General features: G+C 63.5%; 17 protein-coding genes and 1 pseudogene. 9 read left to right on the forward strand and 9 right to left on the reverse strand.

The genetic code is table 11. The features are described 5' to 3' along the window. The first annotated feature begins 146 nt into the window (after positions 1-146). From B5G16_RS02655 to B5G16_RS02670, 4 genes are all read left to right on the forward strand, one after another. Positions 147-1247: a pectinesterase family protein gene (locus B5G16_RS02655; protein WP_087260807.1), complete on the forward strand. Its 1101-nt coding sequence runs from the start codon at positions 147-149 to the stop codon at positions 1245-1247. A gap of 196 nt (positions 1248-1443) precedes the next feature. Further along, positions 1444-2208, forward strand: coding sequence for an NADH:ubiquinone oxidoreductase (locus B5G16_RS02660; protein WP_087260953.1), 765 nt, complete (start codon positions 1444-1446; stop codon positions 2206-2208). Between the two features lie 12 nt (positions 2209-2220). Next, the gene (locus B5G16_RS02665; protein ID WP_087260809.1) at positions 2221-2784 is read left to right on the forward strand and encodes a chromate transporter; all 564 of its coding nucleotides are present in this window, start codon (positions 2221-2223) and stop codon (positions 2782-2784) included. 15 nt (positions 2785-2799) lie between these two features. Continuing rightward, on the forward strand, positions 2800-3372 hold the full coding sequence (locus tag B5G16_RS02670; RefSeq protein ID WP_087260954.1) for a chromate transporter: 573 nt from the start codon (positions 2800-2802) through the stop codon (positions 3370-3372). Between the two features lie 12 nt (positions 3373-3384). Here B5G16_RS02670 and B5G16_RS02675 read toward each other — a convergent pair whose 3' ends face one another. Genes B5G16_RS02675 through B5G16_RS02685 form a run of 3 tightly spaced genes read right to left on the reverse strand, consistent with a single transcriptional unit; the run spans position 3385 to position 6754 of the window. Then, entirely contained in the window at positions 3385-4359 is a 975-nt protein-coding gene (locus B5G16_RS02675) for a class I SAM-dependent methyltransferase (RefSeq protein ID WP_087260811.1), read from the reverse strand. Between the two features lie 16 nt (positions 4360-4375). Continuing rightward, on the reverse strand, positions 4376-6235 hold the full coding sequence (locus B5G16_RS02680; protein WP_087260813.1) for a peptidase U32 family protein: 1860 nt from the start codon (positions 6233-6235) through the stop codon (positions 4376-4378). Between the two features lie 57 nt (positions 6236-6292). Beyond that, the gene (locus B5G16_RS02685; protein ID WP_087260815.1) at positions 6293-6754 is read right to left on the reverse strand and encodes a hypothetical protein; all 462 of its coding nucleotides are present in this window, start codon (positions 6752-6754) and stop codon (positions 6293-6295) included. Positions 6755-7154: 400 nt separating this feature from the next. Here B5G16_RS02685 and serS point away from each other — a divergent pair, with 400 nt between their 5' ends. From serS to B5G16_RS02700, 3 genes are all read left to right on the forward strand, one after another. Beyond that, on the forward strand, positions 7155-8426 hold the full coding sequence (serS, locus tag B5G16_RS02690) for a serine--tRNA ligase (RefSeq protein WP_087260817.1): 1272 nt from the start codon (positions 7155-7157) through the stop codon (positions 8424-8426). Between the two features lie 45 nt (positions 8427-8471). Continuing rightward, positions 8472-8639, forward strand: a complete 168-nt coding sequence (locus B5G16_RS02695; protein WP_087260820.1) for a DUF362 domain-containing protein — start codon at positions 8472-8474, stop codon at positions 8637-8639. A 66-nt stretch (positions 8640-8705) separates the two neighbouring features. Then, positions 8706-9293 (forward strand): sugar O-acetyltransferase, encoded by a 588-nt coding sequence (locus tag B5G16_RS02700; protein WP_087260821.1) that lies wholly within the window; start codon positions 8706-8708, stop codon positions 9291-9293. Between the two features lie 104 nt (positions 9294-9397). Here the strand turns inward: B5G16_RS02700 and B5G16_RS02705 are convergent, their stop codons facing one another. The 6 genes from B5G16_RS02705 to cysS all read right to left on the reverse strand — a co-directional run bounded on the left by B5G16_RS02705 (position 9398) and on the right by cysS (position 16235). Further along, on the reverse strand, positions 9398-10525 hold the full coding sequence (locus tag B5G16_RS02705; RefSeq protein WP_087260955.1) for an exo-beta-N-acetylmuramidase NamZ family protein: 1128 nt from the start codon (positions 10523-10525) through the stop codon (positions 9398-9400). 187 nt (positions 10526-10712) lie between these two features. After that, complete coding sequence (gene prfB, locus B5G16_RS02710; RefSeq protein ID WP_087260824.1) at positions 10713-11825, reverse strand: peptide chain release factor 2; 1113 nt, start codon at positions 11823-11825, stop codon at positions 10713-10715. 13 nt (positions 11826-11838) lie between these two features. Next, entirely contained in the window at positions 11839-12480 is a 642-nt protein-coding gene (locus B5G16_RS02715; RefSeq protein WP_087260826.1) for a cytidylate kinase-like family protein, read from the reverse strand. 3 nt (positions 12481-12483) lie between these two features. Next, complete coding sequence (locus B5G16_RS02720) at positions 12484-13884, reverse strand: MATE family efflux transporter (RefSeq protein ID WP_087260828.1); 1401 nt, start codon at positions 13882-13884, stop codon at positions 12484-12486. Positions 13885-14159: 275 nt separating this feature from the next. Beyond that, the gene (locus B5G16_RS02725) at positions 14160-14750 is read right to left on the reverse strand and encodes a hypothetical protein (protein WP_087260830.1); all 591 of its coding nucleotides are present in this window, start codon (positions 14748-14750) and stop codon (positions 14160-14162) included. A gap of 9 nt (positions 14751-14759) precedes the next feature. Next, on the reverse strand, positions 14760-16235 hold the full coding sequence (cysS, locus tag B5G16_RS02730) for a cysteine--tRNA ligase (protein ID WP_087260832.1): 1476 nt from the start codon (positions 16233-16235) through the stop codon (positions 14760-14762). Positions 16236-16327: 92 nt separating this feature from the next. Here cysS and B5G16_RS12835 point away from each other — a divergent pair. Both B5G16_RS12835 and B5G16_RS02740 read left to right on the forward strand, forming a co-directional pair. Then, positions 16328-17449 (forward strand): annotated as a pseudogene (locus B5G16_RS12835) (DEAD/DEAH box helicase); the annotation flags it as partial. A 985-nt stretch (positions 17450-18434) separates the two neighbouring features. Continuing rightward, entirely contained in the window at positions 18435-21650 is a 3216-nt protein-coding gene (locus B5G16_RS02740) for a glycosyltransferase family 117 protein (RefSeq protein ID WP_087260834.1), read from the forward strand. Positions 21651-21803: the final 153 nt, after the last annotated feature.

The following is a 21803-nucleotide window of genomic DNA, read 5'->3' on the forward strand; positions in this document are numbered from 1 at the left end:
GCAACGGAACAGGGGCCCTGCGTTTTCCGGCAGGAGCCCGTCAAAGGCCAAAACGACAAAAAATCCCGGTTTTTCGCGGAAAAATCCCCTCCGGAGCGTTCCGAAAACCCGAACTTTGCCGAAGAAACCAAACACGAACCTGAATCATGAAACCTTTCTACCCCATTGCCGCACTTCTTGCAACGTTGCTGCTCCCGGTTCTTCCGACGGCCTGCGGGTCGGCAGATGACGACACGCCCGAACCCTCCGACCCGATCCATACGGTCATCGTGGCCGCCGACGGATCGGGCGACCATACCTCCGTGCAGGAGGCCTTCGACGCCCTTCCGGTCGACAACAAACCGCATATCGTGCGCCTGCGCCCGGGGACCTATGAAGAAAAGGTCACCCTTTCGTCACGGCATCCCTACGTAACGTTGATCGGCGACGATGCCGCCACGTGCATCATCACCTGGGACGACTACGCAGGCCGCGACAACGGTGCGGGCGGGACCCTCGGCACATCGGGCTGCCAGACCTTCCTGATCGAGGCCAACGACTTTACGGCCAGCAACGTCACCATCGCCAACACCTACGTCAACAGCAAGGCGAACATCGCCGCCGACGGGGGAGATTCACAAGGCGTCGCGGTTCAGGTCCGGGCCGACCGCGCGGCCTTCTACGGATGCCGCATCACGGGCTATCAGGATACGTTCTACGGCCGCGGTACGGGACGCGTCTACCTGCGCGACTGCTACGTCGAGGGCAACGTCGACTTCATCTTCGGATCGTCGACCATCCTGCTGGACCGCTGCACGCTCCGCATGAACCGCAACAACAGCGTCGTGACGGCCCCGTCGACCCCCGCCGACCACCGTTACGGCATCGTCTGCACGGACTGCACGATCAGCTTCCCGTCGAGTTCCGAAAAAGATTTCGACGGCGCGGCGTTCACCTACTTCCACCTGGGACGCCCGTGGAAAGATGCCCCGCGTGCGGTCTTCCTCCGCTGTGAGGAGCCCGCAGCGCTGAAAGCCGAGGGATGGACCAAAATGTCGGCCAACCCGGCGCTCTTCGCCGAATACCGGTGTACGGGCGAGGGAGCCACGGCCGAGCGCCTCGCACAGCGCGCCAACGGCGGGCGCCAGCTCACCGATGCCGAGGCTGCGGAGTACACCGTGGCGAAGATCTTTGCCAAAGAGAGCGCCACAGAGTACGCCATCGACTGGCTCCCGGCAGCAACGTTCACCGATCCGGGGCGGGAGTGACGCCGGGCAACCGCTCCGGGGTCGGGAATGACACCGAACAACCGGCTCGAAGCCGGAAGTGACGCCGGGCAGCCGCATTGGGGCCGGAATTCGCTCCGTCGGGAGGAGTTCCGGCCCCGGTTTTGCGTAATTCGCGGAAAAGAGTTGTACGATCCGCGGCTTTTCGCTATTTTTGCGGGATACAAAACATACGCAGATGATTTTTCCGAAAATACGGGTCCTGCGCAGCCACGGGCGGCAGGCGATTCCGGACCTCGATGCCGTGGAGCTGACTGCGGAGTTCCGGGGACGCCCCGAACTGACCTTCACGGAGGATCGCGCCGACGCGGAACGCGCCGCGGCGATCTGCCCCACGGGAGCCTTCACGGCCGAACCGCTCTCGCTCGATCTGGGGCGCTGTCTCTTCTGCGGCGAGTGCGCCCGGGTGGCACCCCGCAACGTGCGCTTCACGAACGACTACCGCATCGGTTCGCCCACGCGCGAAGGGCTCGTCCTGCACGCCGGAGACACCCGCGTGGCCTTCGATCCGGAGCGGGTGCGCCCCGAAATCCGCCGCTGCTTCAAGCAGGCGTTGCAGCTGCGCGAGGTCTCGGCCGGCGGCGACGCCTCGGTCGAGATGGAGCTCAACGCCACGGGGAATGTCAACTTCGATCTGGGACGCTTCGGCATCGGATTCACGGCCTCGCCGCGCCACGCCGACGGCGTGGTCGTCTCGGGCCCGATCTCGGCGAACATGGCCGAAGCACTGGAAATCTGCTACGACGCCGTGGCCGAGCCGAAGATCCTCGTGATGTGCGGCACGGAGGCGTGCTCGGGAGGTCTCTTCTCCGAGAGCCGGGCCGTCGACCGGCGCTTCCTCGACACCCATACGCCGGACCTCTGGCTCCCCGGCGCCCCGACCCACCCGATGACCTACATCGACGGACTGCTGACCCTGCTGGGCCGCAAAAAACGCGAATAAAACCCTGAAACGATGAACCGCCTGCGCACGATATTCGCCTCGTTCTTCAAGATCGGACTCTTCACCTTCGGCGGGGGCTACGCCATGATCCCCCTGATCGAACGCGAGGTGATCGACAACCGGAAGTGGGTCGAACGCAAGGAGTTCCTCGACCTGCTGACGCTGGCCCAGTCGGTGCCGGGCCCCATATCGCTCAATACGTCGGTCTTCGTGGGGTACAAGGTCCGCGGGCTGTGGGGCGCGGCCGCAGCGTTGCTGGGCGTCGTGCTGCCGTCGTTCGTCATCATCCTGGCCATCGCGCTCTTCTTCGCCGACATCCGCCACAACCCGATCGTCGACGCCGCCTTCAAGGGGATGCGTCCGGCCGTCGTGGCGCTCATCATCGGGCCCGTGATCTCACTGGCCCGCGGCATGCACTGGTCGATGTTCGCGGTCATCGCCGCAGCAGCCCTCGCCGTGTGGGGATTGGGATGGTCGCCGATCTGGGTGCTGGTGATCGCCGCCGCGACAGGCATCGCCTGGGAACTGGCCGTCGCCCCGAAGATCGCCAAACGCAACGACAAACCGAAAGCATAACCGCCCTGCGACATGATCCTCCTCTGGCAACTCTTCGTCTCGTACCTCAAAATCGGATTCTTCGGATTCGGCGGTGGATACGCCATGCTGTCACTCATCCAGAACGAGGTGGTCGTGCAGCACCAGTGGCTCACCAACGCGCAGTTCGCCGATATCGTGGCCATCTCGCAGATCACCCCCGGACCCATCGCCATCAACTCGGCCACCTACGTCGGCTATTCGGTGGGGATGCAGACCGGAGCGGTCTGGTGCGGCGTGCTGGGATCGGTGATCGCCACCTTCGCGGTGTGCCTGCCGTCGCTCACGCTGATGATCCTCGTGGCGCGGTTCTTCATGAAGCTGAAAAACAACCGGTGGGTCGAGGGGGCCATGCGGGGGATGCGCCCGGCGGTGATCGGCATGATCGCCGCGGCGGCCCTGCTGCTGATCTTCCCCCACAGCTCGGAGCCCGACGAGCAGAACTTCATCGACGCGTGGAGCTGGGTGCTCTTCGGCGGGGTCTTCATCGGATCGTGGCGCAAGGTGAACCCGATCCTGCTGATCGTCCTCTCGGCCGTGGCCGGGATTCTCATCTATCACGTCTTCTGATTCCCGACCGGACTACCGGGTGAATCGGTAGTAGGTCCCCAGGGGCAGCTCCTTGCCGGCGCGGTCCGCAAAGCAGAGTTCGCCCCATTGCTCTTCGATCGGGGCGCCGAAGGCCTGCCGCACGGCCGTGCGGGCCAGCGTCGAGGACAAACCCATCGAATAGAGATTCAGCACGAGGAACGCCCCGCGGGGTTCGAGCAGTGCGGCGCACGCTTCGAGCATCTCGCCGATCTGGTCCTCGAGGACCCACTTCTCACCATTGGCCCCGCGTCCGTAGGCCGGAGGATCGAGGATGATCCCCGCGTAGCGGTTGCCGCGGCGCACCTCGCGGTGCACGAACTTCAAGGCATCCTCGACGATCCAGCGCACGCCGTCCAGCCCGCTCGACTCCATGTTCTCGCGGGCCCACGTCACGACCTGCTTCACCGAATCGACGTGCGTCACCTCGGCCCCGGCGGCCCGCGCCGCGAGGGTCGCACCGCCCGTGTAGGCGAAGAGGTTCAGCACCCGCGGCGCCGCGGAGGGGCGGTCGGCCGCAACCGCGGAAGCGTCTCCGGCGAGATTCCGAAGACCGCCCTCCGCGGAGCCGGATACGGCGCGGGCCGCCGGGGCCACGCCGCCGAGCCGCCGCACGTTATCGTAAATGAAATTCCAGTTGGCGGCCTGTTCGGGGAAGATGCCGACGTGCTTGAACGACGTGAGGGCCAGCCGCATGCGCAGCCGCATCTCCCGGCAGGCATAAGTCACCGTCCAGCGGTCGGGCATCTTCGGCGCCAGGCGCCACACGCCGCGTTCGTCGCTGCGGGCGTCGCGCAGGAACGACGCATCGGCCAGCCGCTGCCACTCCGCTTCGGGGAGCGTCCGCCGCCAGATGGCCTGCGGTTCGGGGCGCCGCGTCACGAAACGGCCGAAGCGTTCGAGTTTCTCGAAATCGCCCGTGTCGATGAGTTCGTAATCCGGGAAATCGGGGGTCAGTTGCTGCTGCATGGTATTTTCGTGGATTTTATTTGCGTTCATCGTCTGCGGGAGTCCTCCGGCCGGGACGTGCACCTTCCCGGCGGGGCTCCTTGACCAGCGACATCTCGCACGCCGCACAGTCGAACACCAGGCGGAAGCGCTCCGCACCGTGTTCGAGGTAGAGGTCGCCGCCCAGGCGCGAACCTTCGCGCAGGCACTCGCCGATCTCGCGGCGGATGCAGTAGGCCGAGCGCATCACGGTGTGCCCCACAGCCGAGGCGGCCCGTTCCAGCGGCGGTTCGATCTCCCGCACGCCGTGGTCGCGGTAGAAGGCTTCGGCGAGGCGGTTCGTCACGTTCTCCTCGGCCGTCAGCCGCTCTGCCGGGTAGCGTGCCGCGGGGTTTTCGGGCAGGATCCGATGCGGCAGGGGGCGTTCGGTCCGGACCCGCAGCAGCCCGTCGAGGGCTTCGCGCCGCACCTCGGCGGCCAGCGACGCCGGGACGAACCATTCGGCGCCCCGCACCTCGACCTCGCGCACCGCAAAGATCGTATCGCCCGACTTCATCGCCTGCGCACGCAGCGCCGCGGCATTGGCTTCGGGATTCTTCGCCCGGTCGAGCGGCAGGGGGCGCGATGCCGCGGCCGAAAGACCTTCGCAATCGGTGCAGCGGATCGAAAACTCCCCTTCGGAGACCTCGACCACGGCCCGCGCCGGAATCACGCGCCGCATCCGGCTGCGCTCCAACGCCAGCGTGAACCGCCGGTCGCAGTTCCGGAACACCTCCGCACCGGGGACAATCCCCTCCATGCGGTTCGGGGTGATACGGCGCCCCTCGACGGCATTGACGTTCGTACCCGTCGCGCCGCGGGGCGTCAGCAGGCAGAGTCCGTCGCCCGGGGCGAGGTCCGCATCGGTGTCGAGCGTGAAACTCCCGCCCGCGACCCGCGCCACGCGGCCGATCCGTTCACCGACCGACTTCGGGGTGTCGAACGACGCCACGCCGGGGCGTTTGCCGTCCAGGAAGTATTCGGATTCGCCGCGCGTAAAGCTCTTGGCGGGATCCGGCGTAAAATCCGGGACGCTCTCCCCGACCGAGGCGCGGCACAGGCCCGGACGTGCGGCCAGCACTTCGTCGAGCGCCCGGCGGTAGTAAGCCACGACGTTGCGGATATAACCGGCATCTTTCAAACGCCCCTCGATCTTGAACGACGCGACGCCGGCATCGACCAGTTCGCCGAGGCGTTGCGAGAGGTTCAGGTCGCGGACCGACAGGAGGTGTTTTCCCGCAATGAGTTTGCGGCCTTTCGCGTCGGTCAAATCCCAGGGCAGGCGGCAGGGCTGGCTGCACGCCCCGCGGTTGCCGCTGCGCCCGGACATCGTCCGCGAGAGGAAGCAGCGGCCGCTGTACCCGACGCAGATCGCCCCGTGGACGAAGACCTCGACCTCGGCCGTCGTCGCGGCGCAGATGGCCCGGATCTCGTCAAGCGAGAGGGCCCTTTCGAGAATAACCCGTGAAAAACCCGCTTCGGCGAGGAACCGTGCCCCCTCGGGCGTGCGGTTCGAGACCTGCGTCGAGGCGTGCAGCTCCACGGGGAGGTTCATCCGCCGCAGAGCCATGTCCTGCACGATGAGGGCATCGACCCCGGCGTCGACGAGCTCGCGGGCCTGCCGTTCGGCATCGGCGAGCTCCTCGTCCCAGAGCAGCGTGTTGAGCGTGGCGTGGACCCGCACGCCGAAGCGGTGGGCATACTCCACGACACGGGCGATCTCTGCCGTGGCGTTTCCGGCGGCCTGCCGCGCCCCGAAGCGCGCGCCGCCGATGTAGACGGCATCGGCGCCCGCATCCACGGCCACGACGGCCGAGGCGTAATCCCTGGCCGGAGCCAGCAGTTCGACGGTTCTCACACGGATTGAATTTTGCACAAAAATACGAAACTATTCCGCCTCTACAACAAAACACCCTTATTGTTTATAAAGAATCACCTTATCCGTTGTTTTTGTTTTTCGGGTAATTCCTCCGTTCTCATCATATTGGGTGGTTGTTATCGTTCCGAATCGGATATTGTCCGAATCCGTGTAGGTATAATCAATTTCCTGCTTGTAATACAAATATATATCTCCGGATATACTCTTACTGTATACCAATTGTATGGAACCGATCAAACGCCCTGCATCGTCGTATTCATAATCTGTACGATTGGATTCCAATCCATTTTCATCATACGAAACAATACTGGCCCATTTCTGACTGCCCCACGCACAGTTGCACGGCGTATCCGAATCATTTCCCGAAGATGGAACATCACCGGTTGTAACATCATTTCCAGATTCGATCTTACTTTCGTTTCCACAGGCCTGGATGGCAAGGCTGATAACAGCGCCCAAAACAAAGGCAGCAAACAACAAACTCAATTTTTTCAACATAACGCTTCATTTATTTAAGTTAAACAATCTTTCCGTAAAATGGATCGTATGAATGCAAAAAGCGTGGGACAACGCCTGATTTGTTTTTGAGGTATCGCCAAACACCCTTACCCAAATAGACAAAGCCCACGCCGTCAGACGCGAGCATCAACCTATTCTCGGGTATTCTTCAATTTGGCGATTTTCAAAAACGAGAATAAAAGCCAACGCTTTTTATATGTCAATCAAACACCGATTCTTTATACCATAGGCATGAATACGTTTCCTTTTTACAAAGATAGTGAAATTCATCGGACCGACAACCGCCGGAGAGTTTTTCCCCGATGAAAAAGATACACTTTCACGCATTTTTTGTAATTTTGTCGCTCGTAACGCGAAAACACAAAAAACTTCCGATACCATGCTTACGATCAAGCAAATCCGCGACGACCGCGAGGCCGCCGTCCGCAAACTCGCCAAAAAGGGCGTCGACGCCGCACCCGTCATCGACCGGATCCTCACGCTCGACGACCGCCGCAAGGCCATCCAGCTCGAACTCGACAACACGCTGGCCGCCCAGAACAAGGCCGCCAAGGAGATCGGCGCCCTGATGGGTCAGGGACGCCGCGACGAGGCCGAGGAGCGCAAACGCTTCGTGGCGGACCTCAAGGAGAAGTCGACCCGCCTGCAAGCCGAGTCGAACGACGTACAGCAGGAGTTGCAGGCCGCACTCGTGACGCTGCCGAACTTCCCCGCCGAGATCGTCCCCGAAGGCAAGACGGCCGAGGACAACCTCGTCGTGAAACTCGTCGAAAGCTACACCGCGCTGCCCGAAAACCCGCTGCCCCACTGGGAGCTGGCCAGGAAGTACGACATCATCGACTTCGACCTCGGCGTGAAGCTCACCGGAGCCGGATTCCCCGTCTACAAGGGCAAGGGTGCCCGTCTGCAACGCGCGCTGATCAACTACTTCCTCGACTGCAACACCCGCGCCGGGTATCTGGAAGTCGAGCCTCCGGTGATGGTCAACGAGGCGTCGGGATTCGGCACGGGACAGCTCCCCGACAAGGAGGGGCAGATGTACCACGCCACGGTCGACAACTTCTACCTCGTGCCGACGGCCGAAGTCCCCGTGACGAACATCTACCGCGACGTGATCCTCGAAGAGAAGGATTTCCCCGTCAAGATGACCGCCTACACCCCCTGCTTCCGCCGCGAAGCCGGCTCCTACGGCAAGGACGTGCGCGGCCTGAACCGCCTGCACCAGTTCGACAAGGTCGAGATCGTGCAGCTGTCGCTGCCCGAGGTGTCGTACGAGGCGCTCGACGGCATGGTGGCCCATGTCGAGGGAATCGTCAAGTCGCTCGGACTCCCCTACCGCATCCTGCGGCTCTGCGGCGGTGACATGTCCTTCACCTCGGCGCTGACCTACGACTTCGAGGTCTACTCCGAGGCACAGAAGCGCTGGTTGGAGGTCTCGTCGGTCTCGAACTTCGAGTCGTTCCAGGCCAACCGTCTGAAACTCCGCTACCGCGACGCCGAAAAGAAGACCCGCCTGGCCCACACGCTCAACGGTTCGTCGCTCGCCCTGCCCCGCATCGTGGCGGCGCTGCTCGAAAACTTCCAGACCCCCGAAGGGATCCGCATCCCCGAGGTGCTGATTCCCTACACGGGTTTTGATATTATCAAATAAGTTTCTATATTTGCATACACACATTAACCATAAACACGCAAAAAAATGGCTTACAAAATCACTGATTCCTGCGTAGCATGCGGGACCTGCATCGGCGAGTGTCCGGTAGAGGCCATCTCGGCCGGCGACATCTATGTCATCGACCCCGACAAGTGCATCGACTGTGGCACCTGCGCAGGCGTTTGCCCGAGCGAAGCGATCGTTTCGGAGTAACGAACGGATATAACCGTAAACCACGCCTCGGGAGCCTTTCCGGGGCGTGTTTTTTGTCTGCAAACCATGAACGATCTCGAAAAGATGCGCACGGGGCGCTGGCTCCACGCCGTGACGCCCGAAATCGGTGCCGCACTGCTCCGCGCCGAGGAGCTCTGCTTCCGGCTGAACCAGCTGCCGCCCTCCCGCCGCGAGGAGCGCGAGGCGATCATCCGGCAGCTCTTCGCCCACGTCGGCGAGGCGCCCTGCCTCCACAGTCCGTTCCACTGCGACTTCGGGGAGCAGATCTCCGTGGGCGACCACTTCGTCGGGAACTTCAACCTCACGATCCTCGACGAGGCGCCCGTGACGATCGGCAGCCACGTCTACATCGGCCCCAACGTGGGGATCTACACCGTGCACCACGCCCTGCTGGCCGACCAGCGCAACGAGGGGATCATGCAGTCGCTGTCCGTCGTGATCAGCGACAACGTCTGGATCGGCGGCAACGCGGTCATCCTGCGCGGGGTGACGATCGGCGAGGGGACCGTGATCGGTGCCGGGAGCGTCGTTTCGCGCGACATCCCGCCGCGGGTCATCGCCGCAGGGAACCCCTGCCGCGTGCTGCGTCCCCTGACCGAGGCCGACCGGATCGCGGCATCGGAGATCGACTGACCCTCCGTCCGGGCCGGGAACAGCCCGGTCCGGGGCGGATCCGCAAAAAAAAAGCGATACCACCCTCCTCGGGTCGTATCGCCTTTCTTTGTCGGAGGCCGTGACTATTCGTAAAGAAGGTACTTCGCCCTCCGCGTGCGGAAGGCCTCGGCTTCGGGTTTCCAACGGGTCCGGATCTCTTCGGCCGTAGCCCCGTCGAGGATCATCTCCCGGATCCACCCCACGCCGACCAGTTTCTCGAACATCGGCGTGAAAAAACCATCGCCCAGCCCGAGATCGGCATAAGCGTCAATCACATACTGCAACGAAAAGCCCGTCGCGCGGGCCTCGCCAAGCGGCAGGCGGCTCAAATCTTCACCCCGGCACAGGCGGCCTTCGAGCGGCGGATGCTTGGCTCCGGGGGTCGGGCGCGGCATGAAGGTGAAGGCGCGGCCCGTCAGATCGGGGTGTCCGTAGATTTCGAACGGCTTGTCGGTGCCGCGCCCGAGGCTCACGACCGTTCCCTCGAAGGGGCACAGCGCCGCATAGAGGTAGACGGCCCGCTGTGTCGGAAGGTTCGGGGACGGCGCCACGGGAAGCACGTACTCCGTGGCGCGGGTGTAGTTGCGGCACGGGACGACGGTCAGGTCGCACCGCCGGGCCCACCCCTCGCCCACGGCCATGCGGGCGATCTCGCCCATCGTCAGTCCGTGCAGCACGGGGATCGGCAGCGCCCCGACGCCCGACTTGTAACGCATGTCGAGCAGCGGGCCCTCGACCTTGTCGCCGTTGGGATTCGGGCGGTCGAGCACGATGACCGGGCGGCCGAATTCGGCGCAGGCATCCATCATCCGCAGCATTGAAATATAGTAGGTGTAGAAGCGCAGCCCGACGTCCTGCATATCCACGACCAGCACGTCGAACGAACGCATCGTCTCGTCCGAGGGGCGCAGCGTGCGTCCGTCGTAGAGCGAGCGGATCGGAATGCCCGTGCGGGCGTCGACCGAACCGGCGACCGTCTCCCCGGCATCGGCCGTGCCGCGGAATCCGTGTTCGGGCGAGAAGATCGCCTCGACGTCGAAACCGCTCTCGTGCAGCAGGTCGACAAGGTGCACGCGCCCCGCTCCGTCGGTCGTCACGGCCGCGCCCGAAGCGCCCCGCACCCCGGGCAGCTCCGCCACGGAGGTCTGGTTCGCCAGCACGGCCACCCGCTGTCCGCGCAGCATCGGGAAATAGGCCGCCGTATCGGTCATGCCGACCCGCACGCCGGAGCCTGCCGGAAGCGGCGAAGAGGATTTTTCCGGGGAGACCTCCGAAAGGGGAGACAACAAACGCTTGTCTGCGTCAGTGCTCCCGCCAAAGGGATGAGCCACGGCAAGACCGGTCCACAGCACCCCGGCCAGCAGAGCAGTCCACCCGCCGCCCCCTCGAAGAATGCCCCTACGCATTGGCTCCGAACTCCATGAGGTAGGCCTTGATGAATTCGTCCAGATCGCCGTCCATCACCGCCTCCACGGCCGAGGTCTGGACCCCCGTGCGGTGGTCCTTCACGCGGCGGTCGTCGAAGACGTACGAGCGGATCTGCGAACCCCACTCGATCTTCTTCTTCGAGGCTTCCAGCGCCTGCTGCGTGGCCATGCGCTTGTCCAGCTCCCGCTGGTAGAGCTTCGACCGCAGGATCCGCATCGCATTCTCGCGGTTCATCAGCTGCGAGCGCGTCTCCATGTTCTCGATCAGGTACTCGATCGGTTCGCCCGTATCGGGGTCCTTGCCGTGGTAGCGCAGCCGCACGGCCGTCTCCACCTTGTTGACGTTCTGACCCCCGGCTCCCGACGAGCGGAACGTGTCCCACTCGATGTCCGCCGGGTTGATCGTGATCTCGATCGTGTCGTCGACGGCCGGCGAAACGAAGACCGACGCAAAGGTCGTCTGCCGCTTGTTGTTGGCGTTGAACGGCGAGAGGCGAACCATGCGGTGCACGCCGTTCTCGCTTTTGAGGTAGCCGTAGGCGTACTCGCCCTCGAATTCGATCGTGCACGACTTCACGCCCACCTCGTCCCCGGCCTGGTAGTCCAGCACCTTGACCTTGTAGCCGTGGGCCTCGCCCCAGCGCGTGTACATGCGCAGCAGCATCGACGCCCAGTCCAGCGCTTCGGTGCCGCCCGCTCCGGCGTTGATGTCCATAATGGCGCCGAGTTTGTCCTCGTCGCGGCGCAGCATGTTGCGCAGTTCGAGCTTCTCGACCTTTTCGAGCGTCGCGGCGTAGTGCGCATCCATCTCCTCCTCGCTCACGACCCCCTCCTTCACGAAATCGGGCATCAGCGCGAGGTCCTCGACATCCTTGCGGATCGCGTCGTAGTCCTCGACCCACGCCTTGATCCCCGCCACCTTGCGCAGCTGCTCCCGCGCCCGGTCGGGGTCGTCCCAGAAGTTCGGCTCCTGGGTCTTCTCCTCCTCGTTGCGCAGGTCGATGCGCTTCTGTTCGATGTCCAGGCAGCGCTCCAACGCCTCGCGGCGCGTTTCGAGTTCCTTGATCTGTTCGGATAATACCATATCTCTCTTCCGTCTAAAATTGCTCGTGGAGTTTCCGCGCGGCGAAGTCCAGAATGAAATCCGCCGTGCCCTCGTCGCCCAGCGTCGAGGAGTTCACGCACAGGTGGTAGGTCGCCGCCTCGCCCCACGTCCGCGAACTGTAATAATTGTAGTACGAGGCCCGCTGGCTGTCCACCCGCTCCATCATCGAGTGCGCCTCCTGCTCCGTGCAGCCCAGCCGCTCGCAGAGACGCGCACAGCGGGACTTCTCGTCGGCCGTGATGAAGACGTTCACACACCGCGGGTGGTCGCGCAGGATGTAGTCCGCACAGCGCCCCACGAAGATCGCCGACTCGCGCGAGGCGATCTCGCGGATCACGTCGCTCTGGATCCGGAACAGCGACTCGTTGGCCAGAATGTTGTTCGAATTGCCGCCCTCATAGCCCGTGAACGGCGCCCGCAGGTAGCCCACCAGCGTCGCCAGCACCCCTTTGCGGCCCCGTTCGTCGGCCTGCTCGAAGCACTCCGGGCAGAGCCCGCTCTCGCGGGCCGCCAGATTGATCAGCTCCTTGTCGTAGAGTTTGATCCCCAGCCGCCGGGCAATGATCTCTCCGACGATCTTGCCGCCGCTGCCGAGCTGGCGGCCGATATTGATGACGAATTTTTCACGTTCCATAGGTCATTGCGGATTTTCGGCGGAAACCGAGGGCTTCATGGCCCGGAATTTCCGCAGTTGGTAAGTCAGCATGAAGAAGGCCACGATCGAGGCCAGCAGGTCCGACAGCGGCATCGAGCACCAGACCCCCCAGCTGCCGTCCCACGGCGTGTGCGCATCGAAGATGTGCGGCAGGAAGATCAGGAACGGCATGAGGAACAGCAGCTGCCGCGACAGCGACAGGAAGATCGCCTTCGAGGCCATGCCGATGCTCATGAAGAAGTTCGTGGCCACCATCTGGAAGCCGATGATCGGGTAGCAGATGAAGACGATGCGCATGCCCTCGACGGCCAGCCGGATCAGCTCCTCGTCGGTGGTGAAGAGCCCCACGGCCAGGCGCGGGCAGAGTTCGCCGATCAGGAAGCCGGTCGTCGTGATGCACGTCGCGCCGATCATCGTGAGTTTCAGCACCCGCAGCACGCGGTCGAACTGCCGCGCGCCGTAGTTGTATCCGGCGATGGGCTGCATCCCCTGGTTGATGCCCATGACGATCATCACGAAGAAGAACCCGAGGCGGTTGACGATGCCGTAGGCGCCGATCATCAGGTCGCCGCCGAACTCTTTCAGCCCCTTGTTGATCAGAATCACGATGAAGCACGCCGCGAGGTTCATCAGGAAGGGCGACATGCCGATGGCCAGGATGTCGCGCACGATCTTGCGCCGCAGACGGTAGATGCCGCGCCGGAAATGGAGCAGCTCCTCGCGGTTCGAGAGGATCCGGAACTGCCACATCAAGGAGATGATCTGCGCCAGCACCGTCGCGATGGCCGCGCCGCGGATGCCCCAGTCGAACCAGAAGATGAAGATCGGGTCGAGGATGGCATTGATGATCACCGTGTTGATCGTGGCGTACATCGACTTGCGGGGGTGTCCCGCAGCGCGCAGGATGGCGTTCAGGCCCAGGTAGAGGTGCGTGACGACGTTGCCCAGCAGGATGATGATCATGTATTCGCGGGCGTAGCCGATCGTGGCCTCGCTGGCCCCGAAGAAGTAGAGGATCGGATCGAGAAACAGCAGCGCAAGGAGGCCGAATCCGATGCCGATGATGCAGTTGAGCACCACGACGTTGCCCAGCACCCGCTGGGCCGTTTCATAGTCCCGCTGTCCGAGGCGCATCGACACCAGGGTCGCGGCGCCCACGCCGACCAGCGAACCGAACGCTGCGGCGAGGTTCATCAGCGGGAAGGTCAGCGCCAGGCCCGAGATGGCCAGGGGTCCGACGCCATGGCCGATGAAGATACTGTCGACCATGTTGTAAAGCGACGATGCCGTCATGGCGATGATCGCCGGCACGGCATACTGGATCAGCAGCTTGCGGATTCGTTCGGTCCCGAGTTCCAAAGCCGCCACTTTAAGTTCCGCCATAAATTCTATTGCTTGTTGCTTACAGGTTCTTCATTGTGTTTTTGCATTCATGTTCCCGAGCTCCCCTTCCGGGTTCGGAATTCATTGCGGACGAATGCAGGGAGTACCGTGCAGCACCCGGGCCGATTCCGGGACCGGCGTTCGGGTTTCGGTGCAGACGGCGCAGGGCGCATGCCCCTTCCGCGCGGAGACGACCGGGCCCCGGCAACCCGTTACGGGCGATCGCAATGCCTCAATCCGCACTCCGGCGGTATCATCGCATCCGGCCGCCCCTCCTACCGCGGTACGGCACGGTCGAGCCGTTCGAACCACGAGCGGTAGATCTCCGGATCGGTCGAGAGACCCAGCTCCTCGGTCGTGAAAACCGAGGAATCGCCCGAATACCACTGGCGCGAGACGTAGACCGTCAGCCGCACCTCACTGGTGAGATGTGCCGGCTGTACGAGGAAGCTCAAATGCCGGATCTCCCCGGCCATCGGCACCACGGTCATCCCTTCGGCCGGCAGCACCTGTCGCGCCACGACGAGTCCCGAAGCCTTGTCGGCGCTCTCGATCAGGCAGCCTTCGCCGAGCAGCACGCCGAGCAGCAGGTCGTAGCACTCCCCGGCGCCGACCGTCATCCGGTGGCGGCAGAGGGTGTCCAACTGCCGGGCATCGGGTATTCCCTCGGAGACCGACGTCCGTTTGCGGGCCTGCAAATAGACATTCGACGAACAGCCCGCCAGAAGCATCGCGACGACCGCCGCCAGGCACGCCGCCGTCCTCCGGCGAACGCCCCGGAGGTTGCCCCGGAAATTGCCCCAGAAGTTGCCCCGGAAGTTGCCCCCGGCCCCGGCGCCGTTTTTCGTGCTCTTCCCCGCTTTCATGCTCCGCGTCTATTCGAGTTCCCAGTCCGAGCCGTCCTTGCGGTCCTTGACGCGGATACCGGCGGCGGCGAGTCCGTCGCGGATGCGGTCCGACGTCGCCCAGTCCTTCGCGGCGCGCGCTTTCAGGCGCTCGTCGAGCAGCATCTCCACGAGCGGCGTCACATAGTCGCGTCCCGAGGCCGCACCGGCGGCCTTCTCGTCGCGCAGGCCCAGGATATCGAAGGCGTAGCGATGCACGGTATTTTTCAGCGTTTCGAGGTCCGCGGCCGTGATCGTCTCCTTGCCGTCGGCGAGCTGGTTGATCGTACGCACCCAGTCGAACAGGGCCGAGATCACCATCGGCGAATTCAGATCGTCGTCCATCGCCGCACGGCAGCGCTCCTCCAATTCGGCCGGCGAGACCGTCGACGCGGCCGCGGGCCGGATCTTGTCCAGCGTCTCGATGCCCTTCATCAGGCGGTCGAGCCCCTTCTCGGCGGCCTGCAACGCCTCGTTCGAGAAGTCGAGCGTCGAACGGTAGTGCGCCTGCAAGACGAAGAAGCGGATCGTCATCGGCGAATAGGCCTGGGCCAGCAGCCGGTGCCGCCCGGTGAAGAGCTCTTCGAGGGTGATGAAGTTGCCGAGCGACTTGCCCATCTTCTGGCCGTTGATCGTGATCATGTTGTTGTGCACCCAGTAGCGGGCCGAGTCGTGGCCCAGCGCGGCGGTCGACTGCGCGATCTCGCACTCGTGGTGCGGGAACATCAGGTCCATGCCGCCGCCGTGGATGTCGAACCGCTCGCCGAGGTAGCGCGTCGACATGGCCGAGCACTCCATGTGCCAGCCGGGGAAGCCGTCGCTCCACGGCGAGGGCCACCGCATGATGTGCTCCGGCGAGGCCTTCTTCCACAACGCGAAGTCATACGAATGGCGCTTGTCGGACTGTCCGTCCAATTCGCGCGTGTTGGTCACGATGTCGTCGAGGTTGCGGCCCGACAGACGTCCGTAGTTGTATTTTTCGTTGTACTTCTCGACGTCGAAGTAGACCGAGCCGTTCGACTCGTAGGCGAAACCCTCGTCGAGGATCCGCTTCACGAAGGCGATCTGCTCGATGATGTGCCCCGAAGCGTAGGGTTCGATCGAGGGCGACTCGACGTTCAGGGCGTCCATCGCGCGGTGGTAGCGCTCCGTATAGTAGTGGGCCACCTCCATGGGCTCCAACTGTTCGAGACGGGCCTTCTTGGCGATCTTGTCCTCGCCCTCGTCAGCGTCGTGTTCGAGGTGCCCCACGTCGGTGACGTTGCGCACGTAGCGCACCTTGTAGCCCGAAGCTTTGAGGTAGCGGAACAGCAGGTCGAAGGTCACCGCCGGACGCGCATGGCCCAGATGGGGGTCTCCATAGACCGTCGGTCCGCAGACATACATCCCGACCCGCCCCTCGACGAGCGGCTCGAACTCCTCCTTGCGGCGGGTGAGCGTATTGTAAATCACGAGTTTCGATTCCATAATATTCTCGGTTTATCGGCGTTTTGAACGGGTAAAGATACGAATTTTATGCGTTATCCCGAAAAATTATCGTACCTTTACCCCGATTTATGATGAAATTTCAGGATTTAGGACTCTCCGCGCCCCTGTTGCGCGCCATCGAAGAGAAGGGGTACGAAACCCCCACCCCCATTCAGGAACAAGCCATTCCGCCCGTACTCCGGGGCCGCGACCTGCAAGGCTGCGCACAGACCGGAACGGGCAAGACCGCAGCCTTCACGCTGCCCATCCTCCAGCTGCTCGCCGCAGAACCGCCCGTCAGGGGCCGGCGCGAGATCCGCGCGCTGGTGCTCACGCCGACGCGCGAACTGGCCATCCAGATCGACGAGTGCTGCCGCGACTACGCCCGCCATACGCCGATCCGCCACTGCGTGATCTTCGGCGGCGTGAACCAGCGCCCGCAGGTCGAGGCGCTCCAACAGGGCGTCGACCTGCTCGTCGCCACCCCCGGACGGCTGCTCGACCTCATCGGGCAAGGCTACATCACGCTCGACCGCCTGCGCTTCTTCGTTCTCGACGAGGCCGACCGCATGCTCGACATGGGCTTCATCCACGACATCCGGCGCATCCTGCCGCTGCTGCCCCCGAAGCGGCAGTCGCTCTTCTTCTCGGCCACGATGCCCGCGGACATCGCCGCGCTTGCGGCCCGGATCCTGCACGACCCCGTGCTGGTCTCCGTGACGCCCCCGGCATCGGTCGTCGAGACCATCGCCCAGCGGGTCCATTTCGCCGAAAAAAGCGAGAAAAGCTCGCTGCTGATCGACCTGCTCCGCACTTCGGAGGCCCGTCAGGTGCTGGTCTTCACCCGCACCAAACACGGCGCCGACCGCCTGGCCCGCATCCTCAACAAAGCCGGAATCGAAGCCGCGGCGATCCACGGCAACAAGTCGCAGAATGCCCGCGTGCGGGCCATGAACGACTTCAAGTCGGGAGCGTGCCGCGTGCTGATCGCCACCGACATCGCGGCCCGCGGCATCGACATCGACCAGCTGCCGCTGGTGATCAACTATGAGCTTCCGGAGGTGGCCGAGACCTACGTCCACCGCATCGGCCGCACGGGACGTGCCGGACGCGAAGGTTCGGCATGGTCGTTCTGCTCCGAGGCGGAGCTGGAATACCTGCTCGACATCCAGCGGCTGACCGGCGTGACGATCCCCGTGGAGGGCGAGGTTCCGGAGTACGCCGCCCGGGCGCTGGCCGAGGCCGAGCGGAAGCAGGCCGGGAAGTCGGGCCGGCGCGCCACGCCGAAACCGGCGGCCCAGAGTGCTCCGGCGCCGAAAAAGGAGAAGAGCGGGGAAGCCGGAAAGGCCGAAAAAACCGGGATAATGGAGATGCCGGGAAAACCCGAAAAACCCGAACGGGCCGAAGAGCCGGAAGATCCCGAAACTCCCGAAACTCCCGAGGCTCCCGAAAATTCCGACGAAGAGACGGCGCCGAAAAAGCGCCGCCGGAAGCGCCGCCGCGGGCCAAAGGCACCGGAAGGGAACGCCGCAGCAGACGGAACCGCAGCAACAGACGGAACAGCAGCAGCGGTCCCTGTCACGGAAGCTGAACCCGCCGCGGCAGCAACCGCAACGGCCGCAGTCGCCGGGAGGGAACCTGCGGCCCGACCGGAAGCCGCAGCATCGCAATCCACCGCCGCAAACCCCGCCGCGGAATCCGGAGACAAACCCCGGAAGAGACGCCGCCGGAAAAAGAACGCACCGGACACGGATCCCGCCGGGAAGGCCCCTGCTGCGGCAGGCTCCGCCGCCGGGGAGATGCCGGGAACGACCGTCCCCGCAAAAAAAGAAGTCTCCGCCCCCGAAAGCGCGACGAAAGCAGCTTCCCCCGCGCCCGAAAATACGACGGAAACAGCGCCCCGGCGGAAAACGGCAACCCCCGACGCCGGGAATTCCCCGGCATCCGCGGCCGGAAACGCCCCGGAAGCCGCCCTCCGGCAGAATCAGAAAAAGAACCGGACACGCAACACGCCCCGACTCGAATATGTGGACAACGAGCCGAAAACCGGTATCGAACGCGCCCGGGATCGGCAGGTACCCGACCGCGAGCACGAAGAATCGAAGCCCCAAAAGCAGATTCCGCATACGAACGATTGGAAAAAACGCGTTAAATCACTACTTTTGCGTTCATTCCGCAAATAATTAGGAACAGACCGATATGCAGCTTTTCAAACGTTGGAACAACCTCGTCGGATGGGGCGTCTTCGCCATCGCGGCCGTCGTCTATCTGATGACCATGGAACCCGTGTCGAGCCTCTGGGACTGCTCGGAGTTCATCGCCACCTCCTACAAACTCGAAGTCGGACACCCGCCCGGAGCCCCGCTCTTCATGATGCTCGCCCGCCTGGCCACACTCTTCGCCTTCGGGAACCCCGACTACGTGGGCATGACCGTCAATGCCATGAACTCGCTGGCCAGCGCCTTCTGCATCCTCTTCCTCTTCTGGACGATCACCCACCTGGCCCGCCGTCTGGCCACGCGCCGCGGCGAGGAGCTCACCCCGCGCAGCATCATCGCCATCCTCGGCGCCGGAGCCGTCGGAGCCCTGGCCTACACCTTCACCGACACCTTCTGGTTCTCGGCCATCGAAGGCGAGGTCTACGCCCTCTCGTCGATGTTCACGGCACTGGTCGTCTGGCTCATGCTCAAATGGGAGGAGCAGGCAGACCAGCCCCACGCCTCGCGCTGGATCGTCCTGATCGCCTACCTCATGGGACTCTCGATCGGCGTCCACATCCTCAACCTGCTCTGCATCCCCGCACTGGTCTTCATCTACTACTTCCGCAAGACAGAGCACATCACCTGGCGGGGCGTCATCGGCACCACCCTGCTGGCCGGCGCGCTGATCATCTTCCTGAACAACATCATCATCCCCTATACCGTCTGGCTCGGAGCACAGGTCGACACGCTCTTCGTCAACACGTTCGGACTGCCCGTCAACTCGGGCATGGTGCTCTTCGCCCTGGCACTGATCCTCGGGCTGGGCTGGGCCGCCTGGAAGGCCCACCAGAAGGGCCGCGTCGTGCTGAACCTCTTCCTGCTCTCGACCACGATGGTGCTCGTCGGATTCTCCTCCTACGCCTCGATGACCATCCGCGCCGCAGCCAATCCGCCGATGAACTCCAACAACCCGAACAATCCCCACGCGCTGCTCTCGGTGCTCAACCGCGACCAGTACGGCAGCCGCCCGCTCGTCTACGGAGCCCAGTATTCGGCGCCCCCCGAGGATGTCACGGAGAAGAACGTCTGGTACCTCGACGAGGACGGCAGGTACAAACGCGCCTCCGTGCTGACGGGATACACCCATTCGCCGGAGTTCAGGACCCTCTTCCCGCGGATGTGGAACTACGCCAAGGGCGAGAAGGAGTACAAGCAGTGGGCCGCCTACCGCACGAAGACCGAAACGCTGCGCGACGAGAACGGCGAGGTGCTGCGCGACGAACAGGGACGCCCGATGCGCGGCGAGGTGCTCGACTACGGACGCAAGCACTACTACACGGATGCCTACGGCGAAACGCACAGCATCGTGGAGCCGACCTTCGGCGAAAACCTCTACTTCTTCTTCAACTACCAGCTCTCGTACATGTACTGGCGCTATTTCCTGTGGAACTTCGTCGGACGCCAGAGCGACATCCAGCCCTCCCGGACGACGATCACCGACGGAAACTGGCTCTCGGGAATCGACTGGATCGACGAAATGTACCTCGGACCGCAGGACAACCTGCCGCGCGAAATCGCCGAAAACAAGGGACGCAACACCTACTATTTCCTCCCCTTCCTGCTGGGGCTGATCGGGCTGGTCTACCAGCTGAACCGCGACCCGCGCAACTTCTCGATCGTCATGTGGCTCTTCATCATGATGGGCGTGGCGCTGGTCTTCTACTTCAACACCTCGCCCGGCGAGCCCCGTGAGCGCGACTACGTTTACGCCGGATCGTTCTACGCCTTCTCGATCTGGATCGGATTCGGCGTGCTGGCCCTGCGCGACCTCTTCGAGTGGATCGCCAAACGCCGCACGACGGCCGTCGCCGTCGCCGCCACCGTCGTCTCGATGGGTGTCCCGGCAATCCTCGCCGCACAGAACTGGGACGACCACGACCGTTCGCACCGAACCATGGCCCGCGACATCGGCTGGAACTACCTCCAATCGACGCTCCCCAACTCGATCATCCTCAACTACGGCGACAACGACACCTTCCCGCTGTGGAACAACCAGGAGGTCTACGGCGTGCGGCCCGACGTGCGGATCATGAACACGTCGTACCTCGGCGGCGAGTGGTACATCGACGAGATGAAGACCCGCGCCAACGAGGCCCCCGGAGTCCCCTTCTCGCTGCCCAAACACAAGTACACCTACACGAACGATCTGGTGCCGGTGATCGACAAGCAGCTCGATCGCATCCCGGAGATCCGCGAGGTGATCGACTTCGTGCGCAGCGACGACCCCCGCAGCCAGGTCAAGCTCTCCGACGGAACGATGTCCGACTACATACCCGCGAAGCGCATCGCCCTGCCCGTGAACAAGGAGAACGCCATCGCTTCGGGCATCGTCGCCGAGAAGGACCGCGACAAGATGGTCGACACGGTCTACCTCAACATCCGCCGCAATTCGGTGGACAAGAGCCAGCTGATGATTCTCGACATGCTGGCCCACTTCGACTGGAAGCGTCCGCTCTACTTCACGCAGGTCTACATCCTGCAAGACCTCGGGCTGATGGACTACCTCCAATTCGACGGCTATGCCTACCGTTTCGTCCCGATCCTCACGCCGGTGCAGAATCCTTACGAGATCGGACGCATCGACACCGACTATGCAGCTCCTCTGCTCAAAGAGACCTTCCGCTACGGAAACCTCAACGACCCGCGGGTTTACGTCGATTACTTCATCCAGTACAACCTCTCGGCCTCGCATGCCCGCGACGCCTTCGCCCGCGTGGCCAAGGAGCTGCTGCGTGAAGACAAGGTCGACGAAGCCGTCGAACTGCTCGACCTGGGCCTCGAAAAACTGCCGACGTCGCAGATCCGCTTCACCGACTCGAACACCTATCCCTTCCTCGAAGCCTACTACGCCGCATCGGCCATGGGTGCCGAGGGGGCGGCCGAGAAGGGCGATGCCCTGCTGCTGGAATATGCCCACACGCTGATCGAGTACATCGAGTACTACCTCCGTTTCGACGGGGCGCAGGGCGACATGGTTTCGGACCTGATCGACGAGAAGCTCGACCAGCTGGGCGACGTCTACTATCTGGCCAGCTATGCCGGGCGCCGCAACGTGGTGGCCGAGCTGAACGACTACTACCGCTCGCTGGGTGTTTCGGAGGAGAACCTCATCGACGTAGGCGACAGACCCGAGCCGATTGATTCGGCACACTGAATCGGTCGGGCGAAGAGCAGTAACATTCCGCCGCAGAAGCCACCAAAACCACAAAAGCAAAGGGGCGAGCACCGTGTGGACGGAGCTCTGCTCACGAAAAATCCTCTCCGGAATTCCGGGGAGGATTTTTCATGGGAGGGAGGGGGAGGGCCG

Origin of the sequence: Alistipes sp. An66 (assembly GCF_002161445.1) — a bacterium.
GTDB lineage: Bacteria > Bacteroidota > Bacteroidia > Bacteroidales > Rikenellaceae > Alistipes > Alistipes cottocaccae.